Annotated in this window: 20 protein-coding genes; 10 read left to right on the forward strand and 10 right to left on the reverse strand. The window is 35.9% G+C overall.

Going from position 1 to position 17,443, the window contains the following annotated elements:
* Positions 1–46: 46 nt before the first annotated feature.
* On the forward strand, positions 47–928 hold the full coding sequence (locus tag ACY3XC_RS00145; protein ID WP_464866783.1) for a VanW family protein: 882 nt from the start codon (positions 47–49) through the stop codon (positions 926–928).
* A 28-nt stretch (positions 929–956) separates the two neighbouring features.
* On the opposite strand, the gene ACY3XC_RS00150 is transcribed toward ACY3XC_RS00145, so the two are convergent.
* Positions 957–1,226 (reverse strand): hypothetical protein, encoded by a 270-nt coding sequence (locus ACY3XC_RS00150; protein ID WP_464866784.1) that lies wholly within the window; start codon positions 1,224–1,226, stop codon positions 957–959.
* A gap of 149 nt (positions 1,227–1,375) precedes the next feature.
* Positions 1,376–1,867 (reverse strand): CDP-diacylglycerol--serine O-phosphatidyltransferase, encoded by a 492-nt coding sequence (gene pssA / locus ACY3XC_RS00155; protein ID WP_464866785.1) that lies wholly within the window; start codon positions 1,865–1,867, stop codon positions 1,376–1,378.
* Positions 1,868–2,015: 148 nt separating this feature from the next.
* Between pssA and ACY3XC_RS00160 the strand changes: the two genes are divergently transcribed.
* Positions 2,016–2,267, forward strand: a complete 252-nt coding sequence (locus ACY3XC_RS00160; protein ID WP_464866787.1) for a sigma-G-dependent sporulation-specific acid-soluble spore protein CsgA — start codon at positions 2,016–2,018, stop codon at positions 2,265–2,267.
* 209 nt (positions 2,268–2,476) lie between these two features.
* Here the strand turns inward: ACY3XC_RS00160 and ACY3XC_RS00165 are convergent, their stop codons facing one another.
* The gene (locus ACY3XC_RS00165) at positions 2,477–3,346 is read right to left on the reverse strand and encodes a YitT family protein (RefSeq protein WP_464867440.1); all 870 of its coding nucleotides are present in this window, start codon (positions 3,344–3,346) and stop codon (positions 2,477–2,479) included.
* Between the two features lie 1,137 nt (positions 3,347–4,483).
* Between ACY3XC_RS00165 and ACY3XC_RS00170 the strand changes: the two genes are divergently transcribed.
* The 5 genes from ACY3XC_RS00170 to ACY3XC_RS00190 all read left to right on the forward strand — a co-directional run bounded on the left by ACY3XC_RS00170 (position 4,484) and on the right by ACY3XC_RS00190 (position 8,070).
* The gene (locus tag ACY3XC_RS00170; protein ID WP_464867441.1) at positions 4,484–5,266 is read left to right on the forward strand and encodes a GNAT family N-acetyltransferase; all 783 of its coding nucleotides are present in this window, start codon (positions 4,484–4,486) and stop codon (positions 5,264–5,266) included.
* A gap of 103 nt (positions 5,267–5,369) precedes the next feature.
* A complete protein-coding gene (locus ACY3XC_RS00175) occupies positions 5,370–6,623 on the forward strand; it encodes an erythromycin esterase family protein (RefSeq protein ID WP_464866788.1) in 1,254 nt (417 codons plus the stop codon).
* Positions 6,624–6,717: 94 nt separating this feature from the next.
* Positions 6,718–6,921, forward strand: a complete 204-nt coding sequence (locus ACY3XC_RS00180) for a DUF1657 domain-containing protein (protein ID WP_179159057.1) — start codon at positions 6,718–6,720, stop codon at positions 6,919–6,921.
* Positions 6,922–6,985: 64 nt separating this feature from the next.
* Positions 6,986–7,189, forward strand: a complete 204-nt coding sequence (locus tag ACY3XC_RS00185; RefSeq protein ID WP_464866789.1) for a DUF1657 domain-containing protein — start codon at positions 6,986–6,988, stop codon at positions 7,187–7,189.
* 20 nt (positions 7,190–7,209) lie between these two features.
* The gene (locus ACY3XC_RS00190) at positions 7,210–8,070 is read left to right on the forward strand and encodes a DUF421 domain-containing protein (RefSeq protein ID WP_464866791.1); all 861 of its coding nucleotides are present in this window, start codon (positions 7,210–7,212) and stop codon (positions 8,068–8,070) included.
* 46 nt (positions 8,071–8,116) lie between these two features.
* Here the strand turns inward: ACY3XC_RS00190 and ACY3XC_RS00195 are convergent, their stop codons facing one another.
* Complete coding sequence (locus tag ACY3XC_RS00195) at positions 8,117–9,085, reverse strand: DMT family transporter (protein WP_464866793.1); 969 nt, start codon at positions 9,083–9,085, stop codon at positions 8,117–8,119.
* A gap of 227 nt (positions 9,086–9,312) precedes the next feature.
* Between ACY3XC_RS00195 and ACY3XC_RS00200 the strand changes: the two genes are divergently transcribed.
* On the forward strand, positions 9,313–9,927 hold the full coding sequence (locus tag ACY3XC_RS00200; RefSeq protein ID WP_464866795.1) for a PH domain-containing protein: 615 nt from the start codon (positions 9,313–9,315) through the stop codon (positions 9,925–9,927).
* Positions 9,928–9,975: 48 nt separating this feature from the next.
* On the opposite strand, the gene ACY3XC_RS00205 is transcribed toward ACY3XC_RS00200, so the two are convergent.
* From ACY3XC_RS00205 to asnS, 3 genes are all read right to left on the reverse strand, one after another.
* Positions 9,976–10,176, reverse strand: coding sequence for a cold-shock protein (locus tag ACY3XC_RS00205; protein ID WP_095251122.1), 201 nt, complete (start codon positions 10,174–10,176; stop codon positions 9,976–9,978).
* 255 nt (positions 10,177–10,431) lie between these two features.
* Positions 10,432–10,653, reverse strand: coding sequence for a helix-turn-helix domain-containing protein (locus ACY3XC_RS00210; RefSeq protein ID WP_179159062.1), 222 nt, complete (start codon positions 10,651–10,653; stop codon positions 10,432–10,434).
* A gap of 397 nt (positions 10,654–11,050) precedes the next feature.
* Positions 11,051–12,442, reverse strand: coding sequence for an asparagine--tRNA ligase (gene asnS, locus ACY3XC_RS00215; RefSeq protein WP_464866797.1), 1,392 nt, complete (start codon positions 12,440–12,442; stop codon positions 11,051–11,053).
* 248 nt (positions 12,443–12,690) lie between these two features.
* Between asnS and ACY3XC_RS00220 the strand changes: the two genes are divergently transcribed.
* Entirely contained in the window at positions 12,691–12,921 is a 231-nt protein-coding gene (locus ACY3XC_RS00220; protein ID WP_179159064.1) for a hypothetical protein, read from the forward strand.
* Here ACY3XC_RS00220 and ACY3XC_RS00225 read toward each other — a convergent pair.
* Complete coding sequence (locus tag ACY3XC_RS00225) at positions 12,918–13,394, reverse strand: GNAT family N-acetyltransferase (RefSeq protein WP_464866798.1); 477 nt, start codon at positions 13,392–13,394, stop codon at positions 12,918–12,920. The genes ACY3XC_RS00220 and ACY3XC_RS00225 overlap by 4 nt on opposite strands.
* Before the next feature lie 83 nt (positions 13,395–13,477).
* On the opposite strand from ACY3XC_RS00225, the gene ACY3XC_RS00230 reads away from it, so the two are divergent.
* Positions 13,478–13,615 (forward strand): BA3454 family stress response protein, encoded by a 138-nt coding sequence (locus ACY3XC_RS00230; RefSeq protein ID WP_179159065.1) that lies wholly within the window; start codon positions 13,478–13,480, stop codon positions 13,613–13,615.
* 37 nt (positions 13,616–13,652) lie between these two features.
* Here ACY3XC_RS00230 and helD read toward each other — a convergent pair whose 3' ends face one another.
* Both helD and ACY3XC_RS00240 read right to left on the reverse strand, forming a co-directional pair.
* On the reverse strand, positions 13,653–15,980 hold the full coding sequence (helD, locus tag ACY3XC_RS00235) for an RNA polymerase recycling motor HelD (protein WP_464866800.1): 2,328 nt from the start codon (positions 15,978–15,980) through the stop codon (positions 13,653–13,655).
* 185 nt (positions 15,981–16,165) lie between these two features.
* Positions 16,166–17,044: a hypothetical protein gene (locus ACY3XC_RS00240; RefSeq protein WP_464866802.1), complete on the reverse strand. Its 879-nt coding sequence runs from the start codon at positions 17,042–17,044 to the stop codon at positions 16,166–16,168.
* Positions 17,045–17,443: the final 399 nt, after the last annotated feature.

Here is a 17,443-nt window from a genome sequence, read left to right on the forward strand (position 1 = left end):
AAATACAAACTTTGCCTCACATTAACATGAGGGAGGTTTGTGCTATATGAGTGTTACATGGTTATTTACCTTTTTATTTATAATTCAGCAGGTAACACCTCAAGCTGGTGTGGACATAACTAAAGATGGAAAACCAATTTCTACTATTAATAGAGAAGATTACGCTATAGGGGATCCAAGTTTCTTTATTTTGGATACGAAAAAATATAATAAACTGTTAAATCAATTAGAAAAGCAGTTGTCAGTGATACCCAAAGATGCAAGGCTGGATCAGCATGAAAATATTATTCCTGAGCAGGCTGGTCTAAGCATCAATCGACAAGCTTTTACAGAAAGCTTCTATTCCTTTTTTTTCGAACAGAACAAATCAACATTAGAAATACCTATGTATCCTGTTTATCCAAAGGTGGATAGTGAATTACTTTCAGATATTCGCAGTATTCGAATTGGCCGGTACATTACTTCTTTTAATCCCAGGAATAAAAAGCGGTCAACCAATATTCAATTGGCAGTCGAAGCCATTAATAATCATGTTGTGTTTCCTGGTGACACATTTTCATTTAATTCTGTAGTAGGCAAACGGACAACTGAGAAGGGGTATGAAAAGGCTAAAGTGATTGTGAAAGGTGAATATGCCGAAGACATCGGCGGAGGAATATGTCAGGTATCTTCCACATTATTTAATGCAGTCGATAGCGCAGGACTGAAAATCGTTCAGCGTTTTTCTCACAGCAGACAAGTCCCCTATATTCCACCAGGACGGGATGCAACCGTCAGCTGGTACGGTCCTGATTTTGAATTTAAGAATATGTACAATCAACCCATTTTAATCCAAGCTAGAACAATTGGGAAACTTTTAGTCATTAAGCTTTATTCCTCTGAGGTCATTGAATATAAGCCCAAGAAAGTTCCCTTCCCGACACTTTGAAAAAGCCCGCATTGAATGCGGACTTTTTTTATCGATTTTTATCATTTCTTAGTGCACTAGCTAATAACTCTTCTGAGAATTCAGCTAGCGCAGTGTTACTCATATTATTGAAGTTAGTTTTGGGCGTAAAGCTTTGGACTACATTTTGAAGAGGCACTGCAATATTATTTCGTTTTCCTCTTGTTAATCCAAAAACGGCAGCACTTATTCCGACTCCAAGCAGAGATGCCCACATGGCCCCCCTGCTCTTTCGTTTCTTACCAAACATATTGAAAAACGGCTTTATCATATTTCTCATCCAAAGCACTCCTTTATCTTACGTGAGAATGGAAAGTAAAATGACCCTTCCATTAGCTTAATCTTTACATTTAAGGTTAGAATATGATTGGAAAACTACTGGTGAAATGTTATTTGTTTACAGAATATATTTTGGTTAGCAAAATGTTGTTATAGCTTCTTTATTCTTATAGGGCTCACCATAAGAATGGATAGTAAAATGGTTATGAATGCACTACTGTATAGAAATATTCCCATGCAAGCCATTAACAGCCCAGCAGCCGTAATTGGCAGACCCATAAAGTAGCCTCTGGTTGGCTTTACATTAAATTTTGCTAAGCGTAATGCGCCCATCGTTGGAAATAGCATAAATGCAATTGTCGTGAAAATTGATGATGGTTCTAATGAGTAAAATAATAGCGCTGGTGCCACTCCAAGACTAACAATATCGGCTAATGAATCAAGTTCAACTCCAAATTCACTATTCAACTTCAATCTTCTTGCTAAGCGTCCATCAAAAAAATCAAATATTGCCGATAAGAAAATAAACATTGCTGCCATTTGTAAATATCCATTCAAATTAAAGGTAATCGAAAAGACACCAGATAATAAGTTCCCAATAGTAAATAAATTTGGTATTGCTTTAACCAAATGGTTTAACAAGCAGGTCCCCCCTTTTTAGACCAATCCTTCCATTGAATACGGTTCTTCTATAGTCTGTACCATTTATTATAATGTGAATCTAATTAAGGAAAGGTATTATAAATCCCTTTTCGTCAAAAGATAAAAAGTGAAAGGATGGTTGACTTAAATGGATAAAACATTGGGCTATTTACGTGAAATCTTATCAAATTACAGTGATCAACATTCTGAAGGGAAACAATTATATCGCAAATTAACTGAAGGAAAATTTACTTCTGAAGGAGATTTTGTGAAACAGTTAAGCCAGAAGGAGATTGACTTTTTAAATGAAATGCTTCCTCAAGAAATTAATTATGCAAAGGAAGAGCAAGATGAAAAAAGGGCTCATGAATTAAACGAAGTATTCGAACTGCTATTTTAGACTTTGGCTACATAAAAAGAGATGTTAGTTATGAAACTAACATCTCTCCTTTGGGAAATAAACCAAAATAACTATTAATTATTTCCTAGGTAAGCGCATACAACGACAAAAGACGATTTTTAGTGGGCATTTTTTGTCATTAAGCGACAAGAAGTGAGTTTTTATAAGATTCTACCCATCTGGGATTACGTCAAACCAAGACACATTTTCTAGTGAATATTTCGTTTCTTAAACCTGCCTCCGCGCACTTCAGCGATATCAGCTACGGCGAGGAATGCGTTTTCATCACTTTCAGTAACAATTTCCTTCAACTTTGCTTCCTCAAGTCGGTTAATGACACAGAAAATTACCTTCTTGTGATCTCCTGAGTAGGCACCCTCTCCATTAATATAGGTCACGCCACGACCAAGGCGATTCATAATGGCCTCACCAATTTCTTTTGAATTGTCACTAATAATCCAAACCGATTTGGATTCATCTAAGCCGGTAATGGTAATATCGATGGTTTTATAGGCAACAAAATAGGCTATTAGAGAATACATAGCCCGATCCCACGAAAAGACAAAGCCAGCGCTTCCCAGAATAAATAAATTAAAAAACATGATAATTTCACCAACAGAAAATGGAAGTTTTTTATTAAATAGAATGGCGAGAATCTCAGTACCATCCAAGGAACCTCCATAGCGGATGACCATCCCTACTCCAATCCCGAGGACGATTCCCCCAAAAACGGTTGCAAGTAAGATATCCTGGGTAAAGGCAGGAACTGGATGAAGTAATGTGGTGCCGATAGAAAGAATGATAATTCCATAAAGAGTGGATAATGCGAAGGTTTTTCCAATTTGTTTATAACCGATAAAGAAAAAAGGGATGTTAAGAATAAAGATAAAAATACCGAGTTTCCAACCAGTCAGATAAGAAAGCATAATCGAAATGCCTACGATGCCTCCATCAATAACATGATTGGGAACGAGAAAAATTTCCAATCCGACGGCCATTAAAGCTGCCCCGATTGTAATGAGCATAATTCTTTGAATGATTTTTCTGGTGGTTAATCCTTTGTGTTGAACTTTCTCCATAAGTACTTTCTGTTGTTCGTTAAGATTTACATTTGGAATTCCTGTCATTATCCTGCCCCTTTCGTATAGACTTATAATTCCATTATATCAGTAAACTGATAGTTTTTTGAATTTTTATACACTTTATTTCCCAATTTTCTAGGTAAAATTCTAAGGTTATTTTTTATTAAAAGCACAAAATAAAGAAGCCACCTCCATTGAGACAGCTACTTGGGAATATTAACCTCTTAGGGGACCCAACCATGACATCAGCCAAAGTGTTCTTTACTCTTCCTTTTAGTCATTTTACGATCTAATGGAAGATTGGAGAATTAGCCGATGGGTGTTGTTCCGTTGAAGGAATTAATTCACATGGGATTTAATGGAATTCAAATTCCTTAAAAGAAACAAATTTACCGGTACTACCGATTGACTCATTATCCTTTTATTTGGTTTAGTTTCTTGGCAATGTAAGATTTGATTTGGTTGAAGGTTTAGATAATAATATAAATAAAGATTCTTCATTTATTAAATATCATTATCTCCTTACTACTCCTTACCTTTTAGGTGAGCTTCTTTATCAAATATAAGGACCAAACAGTTGACAGCTCCTATTTGTTTTAGTTATTGTTTTTTAGATTCTTTCTATACTTCATTACTTTAGGTTTCTTCGCGAAGGAAGCTTCCATCATAATTTTAAGAAAGATCTTTTTTGGTTTGAGATTTTTATCTACGTACCGTTTACATAGGTAGATAACTTTTCTTTACTCCCAAATTACAATAACTTGTGTACCTACATTTGAAAAGACGATTTCCTCTTTCACTAAAAAGAAGTTTAGTTAGTCTTGCACCTTTCCAATTCTATTTACATCGCTCCACCTACCAAACATTGCAAGGGAAAACCTTTACTACTCGTTCACAAACGGAACGAACACGGATGGTTGAGTCTCCTAAGAAGTTAACTTTTTATATCTTCTTTACACTTTTAGTATATCACTTCTAATGCCCTCCTAAAACACAGTGTTGTGACGAATTGGTGAACTTTTCTAAATTACCAGACTATTAAAAATACCCATATTAAGCCAAACTATTAGATTATTATTATTGAACATTACCCACTTTTTGGATAAAATATTAGCATCCAAGGAGGCGATTTTTATCATTAGGAAATTAACCAAAAATGATCATGACCAAGTAATTTCTTTCTTAAGTGAAGAACCGTCTATTAATTTATTTATCATTGGTGACATAGAGGTTTTTGGATACGAATCAGATTTCCAAGAAATCTGGGCAGAATTCAATCAACAAGGAGAAATCATCGCCGTTCTTCTCAGATACTATCAATCATTTATCCCTTATGCCAAAGGAGAATTTAATGTTGCTGAGTTTGTCTCGATTATTATTTCTCACTCTCAGCCAGTTCTCTTATCCGGGAAAACTGATATTGTCGAGAAATTTGAATCCTATAATGTCCTTCAACTTGGAAAGAAACAAGAAACCTTCTTTGCCGAATGTAAGAGTACTGAATATCTCGGTGAAACAAATGTGTACATAAAAAAGGCGAGTATAAATGAAATTGACCAAATCCTATCTCTTCGTAAAACAATTGATGAATTCCATCTCAGTCATAATGCTGCTGAAATGTTACGAACATCTATGGAATCAAATATGGCGAGAACTTATTACACAGAAGAAAATGGACAAATGACATCTTGTGTATCTACTACAGCAGAAAATTCAATGTCTGCGATGATTGTTGGTGTATGTACAAGAAAAGAATATCGCCGTAAAGGGTTCGCCACAGGCATTATGCAGAAGCTTTTTAAAGATATATTGGACGAAGGCAAAATACTTTGCCTGTTCTATGATAATCCTGAAGCTGGACGTATCTATAAACGACTTGGATTTAATGACATTGGTAAATGGACGATGTACCGTTAATGGTATTTCAAAACTCCCTAATTTATTTGGGAGTTTTTTTGTTATTTGAGGATGCCTTTAGGGAAGATTAGCACTATCACTATTTATGAAAGGATGTCTTCTAATGTTCGAATCCATAAAAAAATATGCTAAACCCTTCGACTCCATTAATGATCTTAATCCTCTGTTAGCAGCTATCGGTGACGCCAAGTATGTCCTTCTCGGCGAATCATCTCATGGAACGTCAGAGTTTTATACGCTCCGCGCTGAGCTTACTAAAAGATTAATCCAAGAAAAAGGTTTCTCTGTCATCGCTGTAGAAGGAGACTGGCCTTCCTGCCAAAGCATTAATCGCTATATAAAAGACATCGGTTCACCCAAGAGTGATGTTAGAGAGGCACTTGAGAGTTTTAATCGTTGGCCAACGTGGATGTGGGCTAATCAAGAAATCATTGAATTAATGGAGTGGTTAAAAAGCTTTAATCAACAAGCAAAGCGAAAAAACAAAGTTGGTTTTTACGGATTGGATGTATATAGTCTCTGGGAGAGTATGGACGAAATTATAAAATACTTAGAACGCACCGGTAACACAGGACTTAAACAAGCTAGAAATGTGTTTAACTGCTTTGAACCATTTAATCGTAATAATGAATCCTATGCCGTATCTGCAGGTTACTTATCAGAGGACTGCATGAAGGAAGCCCTTTCGCTTCTTACTACTATTCAAAAGAACAAATGGAAATATGATGATGATGAAGAAAGCAGCTTAAATATGGAGGTTAATGCACTAGTTACGGTTAATGCTGAAGAGTATTACCGGACGATGGTTACCAGTGATTCGAAGTCTTGGAACGTGAGAGACATACATATGGTCGAATCTTTGAATGCGGTTATGAAGTATTATGGTGACGAAGCAAAAGTAATCATCTGGGAACATAATACGCATGTTGGTGATGCTCGGGCAACCGATATGAAAGATGCAGGTATGGTAAATGTCGGTCAGTTGATACGGGAACAGAATTCCCCTGAAGATGTATACATAGTTGGCTTTGGGACTAACAGCGGTACAGTAATCGCTTCAACGGAATGGGGAGTAGATTTTCGTGTTACAAATATCCCCTCTGCTCAAATTGGGAGCTGGGAAAACCTTATGCATAAAGCTGGTGCATATAACCAATACCTCCTATTTAACGATAAAAATCGGGAAGAATTCAGTAAAAAGATTGGTCACCGTGCTATCGGTGTTGTTTATCGACCTGAACATGAGCAATATGGAAACTATGTGCCTTCAGTCATGAGCAGCCGCTACGATGGATTTATCTTTGTAGATAAAACACATGCTCTCCATCCACTAGAAATGGAAAGTCTTATTTATTAAAAATCGTAATATTTTTTACATCACATAAATTCTAAGCAAATCCACATACTACTGCTTGTAATATATTTTTGAAAAGGAAAGAGGGCCTTACACCATGACAGTCGGCACCCAAGTTAAACAAGCATTAGCAGGATTAAAAAGTGCTCAAGCCAGCTTTGAAACCTTTGCTTTGGCAACGGATAATCAAAACGCAAAAAAACTCTATCAAGATGCAGCGCAGCAAACTCAAACCGTCCTAGATAGTCTCGAACCACGGCTTCAAGAAATTTTAGCTGAAGAGCCTCAATATAACCAATAAAAACGAAAAGGGTTGGCATCCCTGCCAACTCTTTTCGTTAACCGATTAGAAAGGAAGTATAATCATGACCATCGCTTCCAGTGTTAAACAATGTCTAGCGAATATGAAAGGAATTGAAGCACAATTATCATCCCTTGCCTTAAATTCTAATGATAAAAATGCTCAAGAAGTCTTCCATGACACCATGATAACAATAGCTTCTGTAAAAAAAGATTTACAAACACGTGTTTTGGAACTAGAACGACTTGAACCACAATACAAAGGTTAATACTATTGAGGTGACTGAAAATGCCGGGCTGGATTGATATCTTCATGCGTTCCTTTGTCTTCTTAGCACTATTATTTTTTATAACAAAAATACTTGGAAAAAAACAAATTTCTGAGCTTTCTTTCTTTGAGTATGTTTCAGGGATAACGATTGGAAGTATAGCCGGAGAAGCAATTACCGGTCTCGAAAAAAATATTTACCATGGAATACTTGCAGTCCTTATTTTCGGTCTTGTTACTCTTTTGGCCGATATTTTAGCATTAAAAAGTAAATCTTTCCGAGACATCGTTGAAGGAAGAGGAACTGTCTTTATCAAGGATGGGAAGGTATTAGAAGAAAATTTAAAAAAGGAAAAATATACTATAGATGAATTATCTGCATTGCTTCGTCAAAAAGATATCTTTCGGGTGGCTGATGTTGAATTTGCTGTCCTCGAACCTAGAGGTAATTTAAGTACTTTATTAAAAAAAGAGAATCGCCCATTAACTCCTAAAGATTTGAATATGACGATGCCCAATGAAAAAGAACCACAAACAGTGATTATGGACGGTAGTATTTTGGATGAAGCATTGAGGTCTGCTGGGAAGAGTAGAGGATGGCTAAGCACAGAATTAGAAAAACTCGAACTTACGCTCGACAATGTATTTATCGGGCAAGTGGATTCATACGGAGAATTAACAGTAGATATCTATGACGACAAAATGCAAACCCCATCTCCTACTCAAAGACCTCTTCTAATGGCAACACTAAAAAAAGTACAGGCTGATTTAGAAATATTTTCTCTTGGAACAGAAGACGAGGCATCAAAAGCTATGTATAAGAAAAATGCAAAACTCGTACAGGATACAATTGATAAACTAACACCCTATCTTACTAGTTAATAACTGCTTAGAGCCTAATCAACCGAACTGATTAGGCTCTAATCGATTATGCACTCACTTTTTTCCCATCAGGGATATTGCCTTTGTGAGACACATAGCTGTGAAGCATCATTCCCGCCATCACCAGTATCATTCCTGTCCAGGAGATCACGGATGGAAATGCCGCTTTCAATAAAATTAACTCTCCGATTAAGGCAAATAAAACCTCCATCGATTGTGTAGCTTCCACATTTCCTAGTTTCTGCATATTCCCTCTTACGAGATCCGTTGCCCGGAAGAATAAAATGGTTGCAATTACACCGGAGGTAATCGCTACGAGCCCCGATTGGACCGATTGACCAATACTTGGCGGACCAACCGTAAACAATCCATAAATTGCAAGTATAATCCATAACGGCATGCTGGCAAGTGTCATACCTAATACGCGTTGAAAAACATCGAGTCTTCCCTCACACACATCCATCATTTTTCTATTACCTAAAGGGTAAGCAAATGACGCGATAATGACAGGTAACACTCCTAATAAAACTTCGATTGGCTTAAGAGAACTTGCTTGTTCCAATTGCATTAATATAATACCGAGCAAGATAATGAATGACATAGCCATGCCTTTGAAAGGTATTCTGCCTTTTACCTGGATTGGGCCCTTTTTTGTCATAACCGTTTCAAAAAAAAGCGGGGCTAATAACGATCCAGAGATAATGGTTATTTGCCATGTAGAAGCGATTAACCAGCCAGGTGCATAGGCAGCGGAAAAACAAATTGGTCCATAAAATAGACCAAAGCCTACAAAACTCCATAAGAGCCAGGCACGGGGATTATTTTTCATCTCCACTAATAATGGCTTTAGATTTTTTCTCCCATATACAAGAAGCAATAGCGGAGGAATCATAAAGAAATATCGAAGTGAAGCACTCCATATCCAGCTCCCTCCATCTAACTCCATTGAACGGTTAATAATAAACGTAAAGGCAAAAAAGAAGGCAGCTAAAATGCCTAGTAAAATCGGTCGCATTACCTATATTCCCCTTTAAAATTCATTTCCTTCCAATGAAAATGTTCACTCCAATGGATGCATTTTTTATTATACCAAATACTGAATTATTTGTACTTTCAAAAGAGAGCATAAGACAAAAAAATGGTGCATAAATTGTTTTGTCGTTCAAAAAACACGAAACTTCTTGAGAACCTAAACGTATAAGTTGAATGGCAACTAAAATTTGGGTAAGTGAGGTTGATAGTATGTTTGGAAAAGTAGCAGCGGATATATTAGGTTTAAGTGATGTTGGTTCTGTCATTAAACCAGAAAATTATGATAAGGTTGATTCCGATGATTATGTTATGCACGAGGATAACGAAAGGATTTACTTCTTAATCAAATCTAAATCGGATGAATATTGCTTCACCAATAATGCCCTTATTCATCTTGATGGGACTAGTGCTACGAGTAAAAAAAGGATGCTTCATCGTTATAGTTACGCTACAAATAAAATATCCGATGTGAAGCTTGAGACAGCTGGCACTGTCGACCTGGATATCGAAATTAAATTTAAAATCGGCTCACAGCCATTTTCGATTGATATTCATAAAAAACACATTGAAGAAGTCAAAGACTTATACAAGGCGCTCATAAAGATATCAGAACTGACTCATGATAATGAGATTTCTCTTCGTTTTGCCAAGGAAAGCCTTGATATTGCCTCAACTACATTAGGACGTGTTAATAGTACAGATAACAACTTAGTCGTCCAATTCAAAATGCTAAATCAAGCTGCATTCCAATGGCTAGAGGAAAGCAAAAAGCAATATAGCGTAAAAGACTTTGGCTTTGTATTTGAAAAATATATTAATAACTAGGCAGAAAAAAACAGACCATCTAGGTCTGTTTTTTCACATGCTATGTGATTAAGCTTTGTTTACGTTAGCTGCTTGAGGTCCACGAGCGCCTTTTTCAACATCAAAAGTTACTGATTGACCTTCTTCTAGAGTTTTAAAGCCTTCGCCTTGGATTGCTGAAAAGTGAACGAATACATCTTCTCCACCTTCGCGCTCGATGAATCCGAAACCTTTTTCTGCATTAAACCATTTTACTTTACCGTTTTCCATATTTGTTGCCTCCTAGTGTGTAATCCACACATTGTATTACTATTCTTGCTCTTTAAAGATCCAGGCGAAAAGCTGTTACTTATTCTTCCCTTTACTACCGAACAAAAATAATTCTACATAATCATACCAGAGAAAGAAAAATTAAGCAAGTTCTCGTCCAATACTTCCAATTTTAAATTGAATAAACACCTTATAGAATGGTCAAGTTATTAAAAATGTCACTAGGAGAATTCCCCTAGTGACACAAATAAGAACTTACGCTTTCTTTTCTAATTCCCAGTCATATAAATCTTCAATTTTGCAATTTAATTCTTTAGAAATCGTCATGGCAGTACTTAAATTCATCACTTTCTTTGACATATAGCCGTTAAGCTGTTCTAAAGGAATGTGTGTGTTCTTTTCCAAACCTTCAAGATTCATACTGTTTTTTGATAATAGGGCTTTGAGGTTACTCTTTTTCGCTTTATAAGTTGACAAAATGACACCTCACTTTTTAAATAGTGTAACACAATGAAAATTTAAATGAAAGGAATCACACCTCAGCCACTATTTCCAACAGGTTAAAATCACTTAAAAAGCTTCATTAGACAGTAACAGGCGATGAAATAAAAAGTATGATATAATTAAATTTGATGAAAAAAGGGGTGTTGATTTGAGAAACTCAAATAACAGATTCAATAGCGGGCAAACTGTGAAACTAAAGGACACTGGCGAGGAAGTTACCATTGTAAAATGGCAATATGTAAAAAACATGAAAAGATATTCTTACATTGTTAAGGAGCATCCCGGCACATTTTTTTTTGAAGAAGAATTTCAAACTCAATAATTGAAAAAAGACCAAATCCATAGGATTGGTCTTCTTTTATTGCTATTTTTAAAATTCCGCATTTCCTGTTGTTCTTGGGAACGGGATGACGTCTCTAATATTTGACATACCAGTAAGGTACATAATTAAGCGTTCAAAGCCTAGACCGTAGCCTGAGTGTTTTGTACCTCCATATTTCCTTAATTCTAGGTACCACCAATAATCTTCTTCACTCATACCAAGGTCATTAATTTTTCCTGCAAGAATATCCTCGCGCTCTTCACGCTGGCTGCCTCCGATTAATTCCCCAATTCCTGGTACAAGTAAATCAGTTGCCGCGACTGTCTTATTATCTTCATTCAATCTCATATAGAACGCTTTGATTTCCTTCGGATAATCCGTAACAAAAACCGGTTTTTTGAAGACTTTTTCGCATAAATAGCGCTCATGCTCTGTTTGCAAGTCGAGTCCCCATTCAACTGGATAGGCAAAAGTTTCGCCTGACTCCATTAAAATATTAATTGCTTCCGTATAAGTCACACGTCCAAAACTTGAAGTATGAGCATTGTTAAGACGATCTAATAAGCCTTTTTCAATAAAGCTGTTAAAGAAGTTCATTTCCTCCGGTGCTTGTTCAAGGACATAGCCGATTACGTATTTAACCATTTCTTCAGCAAGGTCCATGATATCTGGAAGCTCTCCAAAAGCCAATTCCGGTTCAATCATCCAGAATTCAGCTGCGTGCCTTGCCGTATTGGAGTTCTCCGCTCTAAAGGTGGGACCAAATGTATATACATTGCGGAATGCCAAGGCAAAAGCCTCTGCAGATAATTGGCCGCTTACAGTTAGGTTTGTTTCTTTATTAAAGAAATCCTTTGATAAATCAGTTTTACCCTCTTCATTTTTAGGAGGGTTATCGATGTCTAGAGTAGTAACTCGGAACATTTCACCTGCACCCTCTGTATCACTTCCTGTGATGATTGGTGAATGCACATACACAAATCCTTTTTCTTGGAAGAACTTGTGAATGGCATATGAAGCTAACGACCTAACACGAAATACAGCTGAAAAAGTATTGGTGCGGGGCCTTAAATGTGAAATGGTTCTTAGGTATTCAAAGGAATGTTTTTTCTTTTGTAAAGGATAATCGCTATTTGAAAGTCCTTCGATAGAAATATTTGTCGCTTTGATTTCAAACGGCTGTTTAGCTTGTGGTGTATGGACGAAATCTCCCTCGACTTTAATAGATGAACTAATTGGCAATTTAGCGATTTCTTTGAAATTCTCCAATTGTTCGTCAAATACGATTTGAACACCTTTAAAGAAGCTGCCATCATTCAATTCAATGAAACCAAAGGTTTTTGAATCGCGAATTGTGCGAATCCAGCCTGATAATTGAATCTTTTGTTCTATGTAACTTTCAGTATTTCTGTACAAATCCTTAACTAGGGCTTGTTTCATTTAAATGCAACCTCCAACTTTTATGTAAAAATAAAAATCCTCACGCCAATGGGACGTAAGGTTATTTTCCATAGAATCTTGTATCTTTAATCCCTTCAATATTATATAAAACTCACAACAAATAAGCAATATTCAACAAATTTTCCTACAATTTCTCAACTATTTTTTCAGAATATTTGCAGGATTTTTAAGAACAACAGTCGAATATATTAAGAAATGTTCGATTCTTGTTATAAGGAGTGCTGATTGTGGATAAAGTTACTTGTATTGCTTTTCTCCTGTATCATTCTTCTAAGAGTCAAGACATCCGAGAAAAAGCCATTCAATTACTGAATGGCGATGTATCCATTAGAGAATTAAAAAAAATGGCTTCCATCCAAGCCCATTTGGTAATCGCAGAATCTACATTAAAAAAAAATCATCTCGACAAAATGAAGGTTCAAAGATTTGCCGAGGAATTTTTGTTACTTGAGGTCTAGGCTTCCTTCGGGAAGTTTTTTTCATAAACGAAAATTTCCTTGCCATTTTCACTTAAAGCTGTTTTAATATAAAGAAACCCTAATGATTCCCAAAACTGTTTCGACTTTACATTTTCTCTAATGACTCCAATTCGAGTCCGGACTAAACCTCTTTTACGCATATCATTTTCATAAAGAGCATATGCCTGTGTACCAAATCCAAATCCTTGATAATCACCATGAATTACTAGAAGTCCCAGCCATGGGCATTGATCCTTTGGATTTTCCATTAAGTAATCCATAACCCCTATATAAGTATCATCCAGTTTAATAAAAACACTAGACGTGGCAGGGTTCAAAAACTCTTCTTCCATTTCTGGAAGTTCCCTTTGGGCACGCCCATTTTCAACAATATTATATTCTGAATTTGAATTTATGATTTCAAGCGCGACATATAGCGTTTCTTTTGTTATCTCTTCAAAGTGCACTGACATGATTGCCCTCCTATTCTAAGCGATAAAACTATTATACTAATGACCTCAAACGGAATACAAATTTAAATGAGAAAGGTGATATTATGCTCCAAGTAAATGTAAAAGTAACATTTGAAGGAAAAAGCTATTTAACAAATGTTTTAGCCAACCCAAACACTTCTGAAGAAGAAATTTACCGTCTTGCCTATGAACAGGTTCAAAAGCAATGGCAGGATAACTAAAACAGCGTCCTAATCTTGGACGCTGTTTTTTTGTTCTTTATTCTACCGTGTATAATGTTTCCGCTACATCCTTCATTAATGGGCTCAGATCATTTGTTATGAACATATGAAGCCTGTGCATCGCACGGGTACTGACGGTATAAAATAATTTTCGTTCACTTTCATTTCTATATTGAGAACTGTCATATAGAATTACGGCGTCAAATTCGATTCCTTTCGCTAAATACGAAGGTATTACTAAGATGCCTTTTTCATAAGCGATGGTAGCCTTCTCAATTAAATGTAGTGGAACCTCATTCTTAAGTGCATTATATACTCTTTTACTCTCTGCAGCCGTCCTGCAAATAACCGCTATTGTCCTATGCCCTTCTTTAAAAAACTCATTTATTTTATCGCGAATTAAACCATTTAGTAAGCGTGGCTCAGTTTTTTTTATTGTTGGCTTTTTACCATGTCGATTAAAGGGTTCGATACTTTCTCCACCTTCAATCAAGGAACTGGTGAACTCTACAATTTCCTTAGTGGAACGATAGGTTTTTGTCAAAATAATCTTCTCAACGTCTTCGCCCTCTTCTTCATAATCCGATATAACCGTAGGTGACCCTGTCGCACCTGAGAAGATAGCTTGATTGAAGTCGCCAAGTAGTGTCATTTTACTATAAGGAAAAAGCCTTTCTATTAACGCAAACTGAAATGGTGAATAATCCTGTGCTTCGTCAATAAAAATATGACGTATCCCAGTTGTTGATTTCCTGCCTTTCAGTAAATCCTGTAAGTAGACAAAAGGAGTTGCATCCTCATAGGCAATTTTAAAATTTGTTAATTGGTCAACCGTCTGCAAACATATCTGTGTCCAGTCATCAAGAAGGACTTCTTTATTATCAGCCCCCCTTTTAAATAACTGACTATACAATCCCTGTATATCGATAAAATTCAACCTTTTCACTCGAGCAAATAACGATCTAAATTTTTGCTTCACGACCTTTTCAGCAAGAAACTTTTGTTCCAGTTCAAAATCATCAAAACTCTTATCGGTAAAACGTTCTTTCTCCTGCAGTTCCTGGTATACCTCTAGATAGTCCTCTTTTTCAAGAAATTGAATTTCTTCCTCGACCCAGCTTTTTGAACGTTCCTGCTTGACTCTTCTCTTTAACTCTCTTAATAGCCAATCCTTTACCATCTCCAGTCGATTAGGGATGGTAAAACTACTATCTAACGAATAAAAGTAATCATAGATCGCTTCCTTGGAAATAACAATCTCGCCTCGGAAAATTAAGTCCTTAAAAAGCAAACCTTCTCTAGATAAATCAATTACATATTGATCAATAATTTGTTTAAACGCTAAGCTTGATTTATACCGAATCCCTTTAACCCTTGCGTGATAATCAGAATTCCCTTCCTTGTTGTTAAGTAAAAATTCCATCTGGTCAAAAGGGTCCTCGACTTCGAATTGATTCCCGATTCGATTATTTAAATATTCCATAAAGGTAGCCTGCTCCATGTTCTCTTCCCCTAATTCAGGGAGTACTGTCGAAACGTAAGAGTTAAACAATGGATTCGGTGAGAACAGCATGATATTCTCAGACTTCAACGTTTCACGATACCGGTAGAGCAAATAAGCAACACGTTGAAGAGCAGCAGATGTTTTACCACTGCCTGCTACCCCTTGAACAATGAGGAGTTTGCTTCTTTCATTCCGAATAATTAAATTTTGCTCTCGTTGAATAGTAGCTACAATACTTTTCATTTGTGCATTAGCGTTATTTCCAAGAACCTCTTGAAGCATTTCATCTCCAATGGTTACTCCTGTATCAAACATGGCTTTTATATTGGCAGCTCGAATCATATATTGTCTTTTTAATTTCATCTCCCCTTCGATCTTACCGTCCATCGTATGATAAGAAGCTGGGCCCGGGGCAAAATCATAATAAAGGCTGGAAATAGGGGCACGCCAATCATAAATTAAAAAATTCTCATCATTCTCATCCATAAGAGAAGCAATTCCGAGATATACATGGTCAACGTTGTTCTCCCCCGTTTCCAAAAAATCAATCCGTCCAAAATAAGGGGAATAACTTAAGCGTTCCAGGATACGGAGCTGTTTATCCATTTGTTTAAACGTCCGTTCCCGCTCTGATAGCAGTTCTGCCTGTTGTTTTATGCTGGCTGCCGTTTCGATCACATCATCTGGCTCATCCATGTTGACCGTTACATCTTCCCAAAAAGTCTTTCGAAGCTCGAGTACATCCGCACCAACACCTCCAGTATTTTGCTGGAGTTTTTGCTTTTTCTTATCAATTTCCTTAATAACTGTACTTACTCGTTCCTGCTCCAATTGTAAGTCCCTATTTAGGGTTTCACTCATTTGACCACTCTCCAGACAAATTTTCTTCCCTTATATATTTGACAACCAATCTCTTGATGTGGTAATATACTATTAGGGAATTTTTATTATCTATATAATTATATTTCAAGACCAAAATTAATATTATCATGATTACTTATTGATTTCAATAGATATCCCGCGCCCTGAAGGCGTTTTTTTTATGTCTACTCTCGATTACTTACTATTTCACTTACCCTTTCAACTTCAACCGTTTTTCTTTCTCCATAAACCCAATCTCTAAATTGCCCATAAAGCAATATCACTAAAATACGTATAGAAAAATAGTCTACACCATGAAATTTTTCCTTTGAGAGTTTAAATTTTTTAAAAAACATATCTAAACCAACGCTCATGACCATAACCCTTAGTTTCGCACTCCAATTATTCTCTTTCAAGAAGGACATGGTTGAAAATAGAGCTAGGGAAATTGCATATAAAGGGACGATAATAAAATGCTCTGTCCATGTATGATATTTTCCAAACCCGAAACGAATCTTACGGGTTGACGCAAAGAGAAATAACAAATTTGCTTCTGTTACCATAATCATTAAGAATAGCGAAATAAAGCGAATGACCGGATTTTTCTTTCTTAAAAATAAATTCCACAAATCACTGATGTTAAAGTAGATAGGAATCAAAATTAAGGTGTATCCGGTTTTCCACCAATAATGTTTATATACTTTTAACCTTAAAAATAAGAGTTCCACCAGTGTAAAATATATGCCGCCAAGTAATTTCCATACCCATCCTAATTTCGAAGCAGTTAAGAATAGGGCCGTAAATGGGACAAAAATGGCTTGTGATAATATAGCACCAAAAATATTATCAAAAAAGTCATATTTCATCACTTTTGGTTTATATTTATAAGCTTTAAAAAGATTAAATACAAAAAACTCCAGTAAATAGGCAAAACCGATATTTGACATTAAGAGAGTAAATAAATGCTTTTTATTTTTAGATTTATAAAAAGAAACCCCAAGAAGAGTTGTATGGATAAGGAACAAGATAATAAAGGGTGTTTTATTTCGTTTTGAATTCTTCATACACATATCCCATTTCATTAAGCAGTATTAATGGTAGTATTTGAATTACAACCCGTTTCATTCCAACATTTTGTTTACAATTCCATTTCTGGTTCAAAAAATCCTGTTCAAGATGCAAAAGCTTTACCCATTAACCTGTTGAAGTATTTCTACTTTTTAGTCGATTGTGGCATTTTTTGGGATTGTAAGCAGTTAATTTTTAATATATTGAAATAATTGTAAATGCACCTTGATATTTTCATATAATGAAAAAGATTTTATTGAATGGTCTTCTTCCTTGAGAAAAAATTATTAAATTCGTTCCTTATTTTAATTTTAGTCCCGTTATTACTCCACCTTTGTACTCAAATACTTATTAACAAAAGCACATCTAATTTCAAATGTAAATGCTTTATTATT

The organism is Bacillus sp. CZDM1 (assembly GCF_055502545.1).

Excerpts from the sequence above, each read along its gene's own strand:
- ACY3XC_RS00165 (WP_464867440.1), bottom strand. The coding sequence starts at position 3,346 with ATGGAGAAAGTTCAACACAAAGGATTAACCACCAGAAAAATCATTCAA.
- ACY3XC_RS00145 (WP_464866783.1), top strand. The coding sequence starts at position 47 with ATGAGTGTTACATGGTTATTTACCTTTTTATTTATAATTCAGCAGGTA.
- ACY3XC_RS00150 (WP_464866784.1), bottom strand. The coding sequence starts at position 1,226 with ATGAGAAATATGATAAAGCCGTTTTTCAATATGTTTGGTAAGAAACGA.
- ACY3XC_RS00195 (WP_464866793.1), bottom strand. The coding sequence starts at position 9,085 with ATGCGACCGATTTTACTAGGCATTTTAGCTGCCTTCTTTTTTGCCTTT.
- ACY3XC_RS00205 (WP_095251122.1), bottom strand. The coding sequence starts at position 10,176 with ATGGAAAACGGTAAAGTAAAATGGTTTAATGCAGAAAAAGGTTTCGGA.
- ACY3XC_RS00225 (WP_464866798.1), bottom strand. The coding sequence starts at position 13,394 with ATGTCAGTGCACTTTGAAGAGATAACAAAAGAAACGCTATATGTCGCG.
- ACY3XC_RS00180 (WP_179159057.1), top strand. The coding sequence starts at position 6,718 with ATGACAGTCGGCACCCAAGTTAAACAAGCATTAGCAGGATTAAAAAGT.
- asnS (WP_464866797.1), bottom strand. The coding sequence starts at position 12,442 with ATGAAACAAGCCCTAGTTAAGGATTTGTACAGAAATACTGAAAGTTAC.
- ACY3XC_RS00185 (WP_464866789.1), top strand. The coding sequence starts at position 6,986 with ATGACCATCGCTTCCAGTGTTAAACAATGTCTAGCGAATATGAAAGGA.
- ACY3XC_RS00190 (WP_464866791.1), top strand. The coding sequence starts at position 7,210 with ATGCCGGGCTGGATTGATATCTTCATGCGTTCCTTTGTCTTCTTAGCA.
- ACY3XC_RS00160 (WP_464866787.1), top strand. The coding sequence starts at position 2,016 with ATGGATAAAACATTGGGCTATTTACGTGAAATCTTATCAAATTACAGT.
- helD (WP_464866800.1), bottom strand. The coding sequence starts at position 15,980 with ATGAGTGAAACCCTAAATAGGGACTTACAATTGGAGCAGGAACGAGTA.
- ACY3XC_RS00175 (WP_464866788.1), top strand. The coding sequence starts at position 5,370 with ATGTTCGAATCCATAAAAAAATATGCTAAACCCTTCGACTCCATTAAT.
- ACY3XC_RS00230 (WP_179159065.1), top strand. The coding sequence starts at position 13,478 with ATGCTCCAAGTAAATGTAAAAGTAACATTTGAAGGAAAAAGCTATTTA.
- ACY3XC_RS00240 (WP_464866802.1), bottom strand. The coding sequence starts at position 17,044 with ATGAAGAATTCAAAACGAAATAAAACACCCTTTATTATCTTGTTCCTT.
- ACY3XC_RS00200 (WP_464866795.1), top strand. The coding sequence starts at position 9,313 with ATGTTTGGAAAAGTAGCAGCGGATATATTAGGTTTAAGTGATGTTGGT.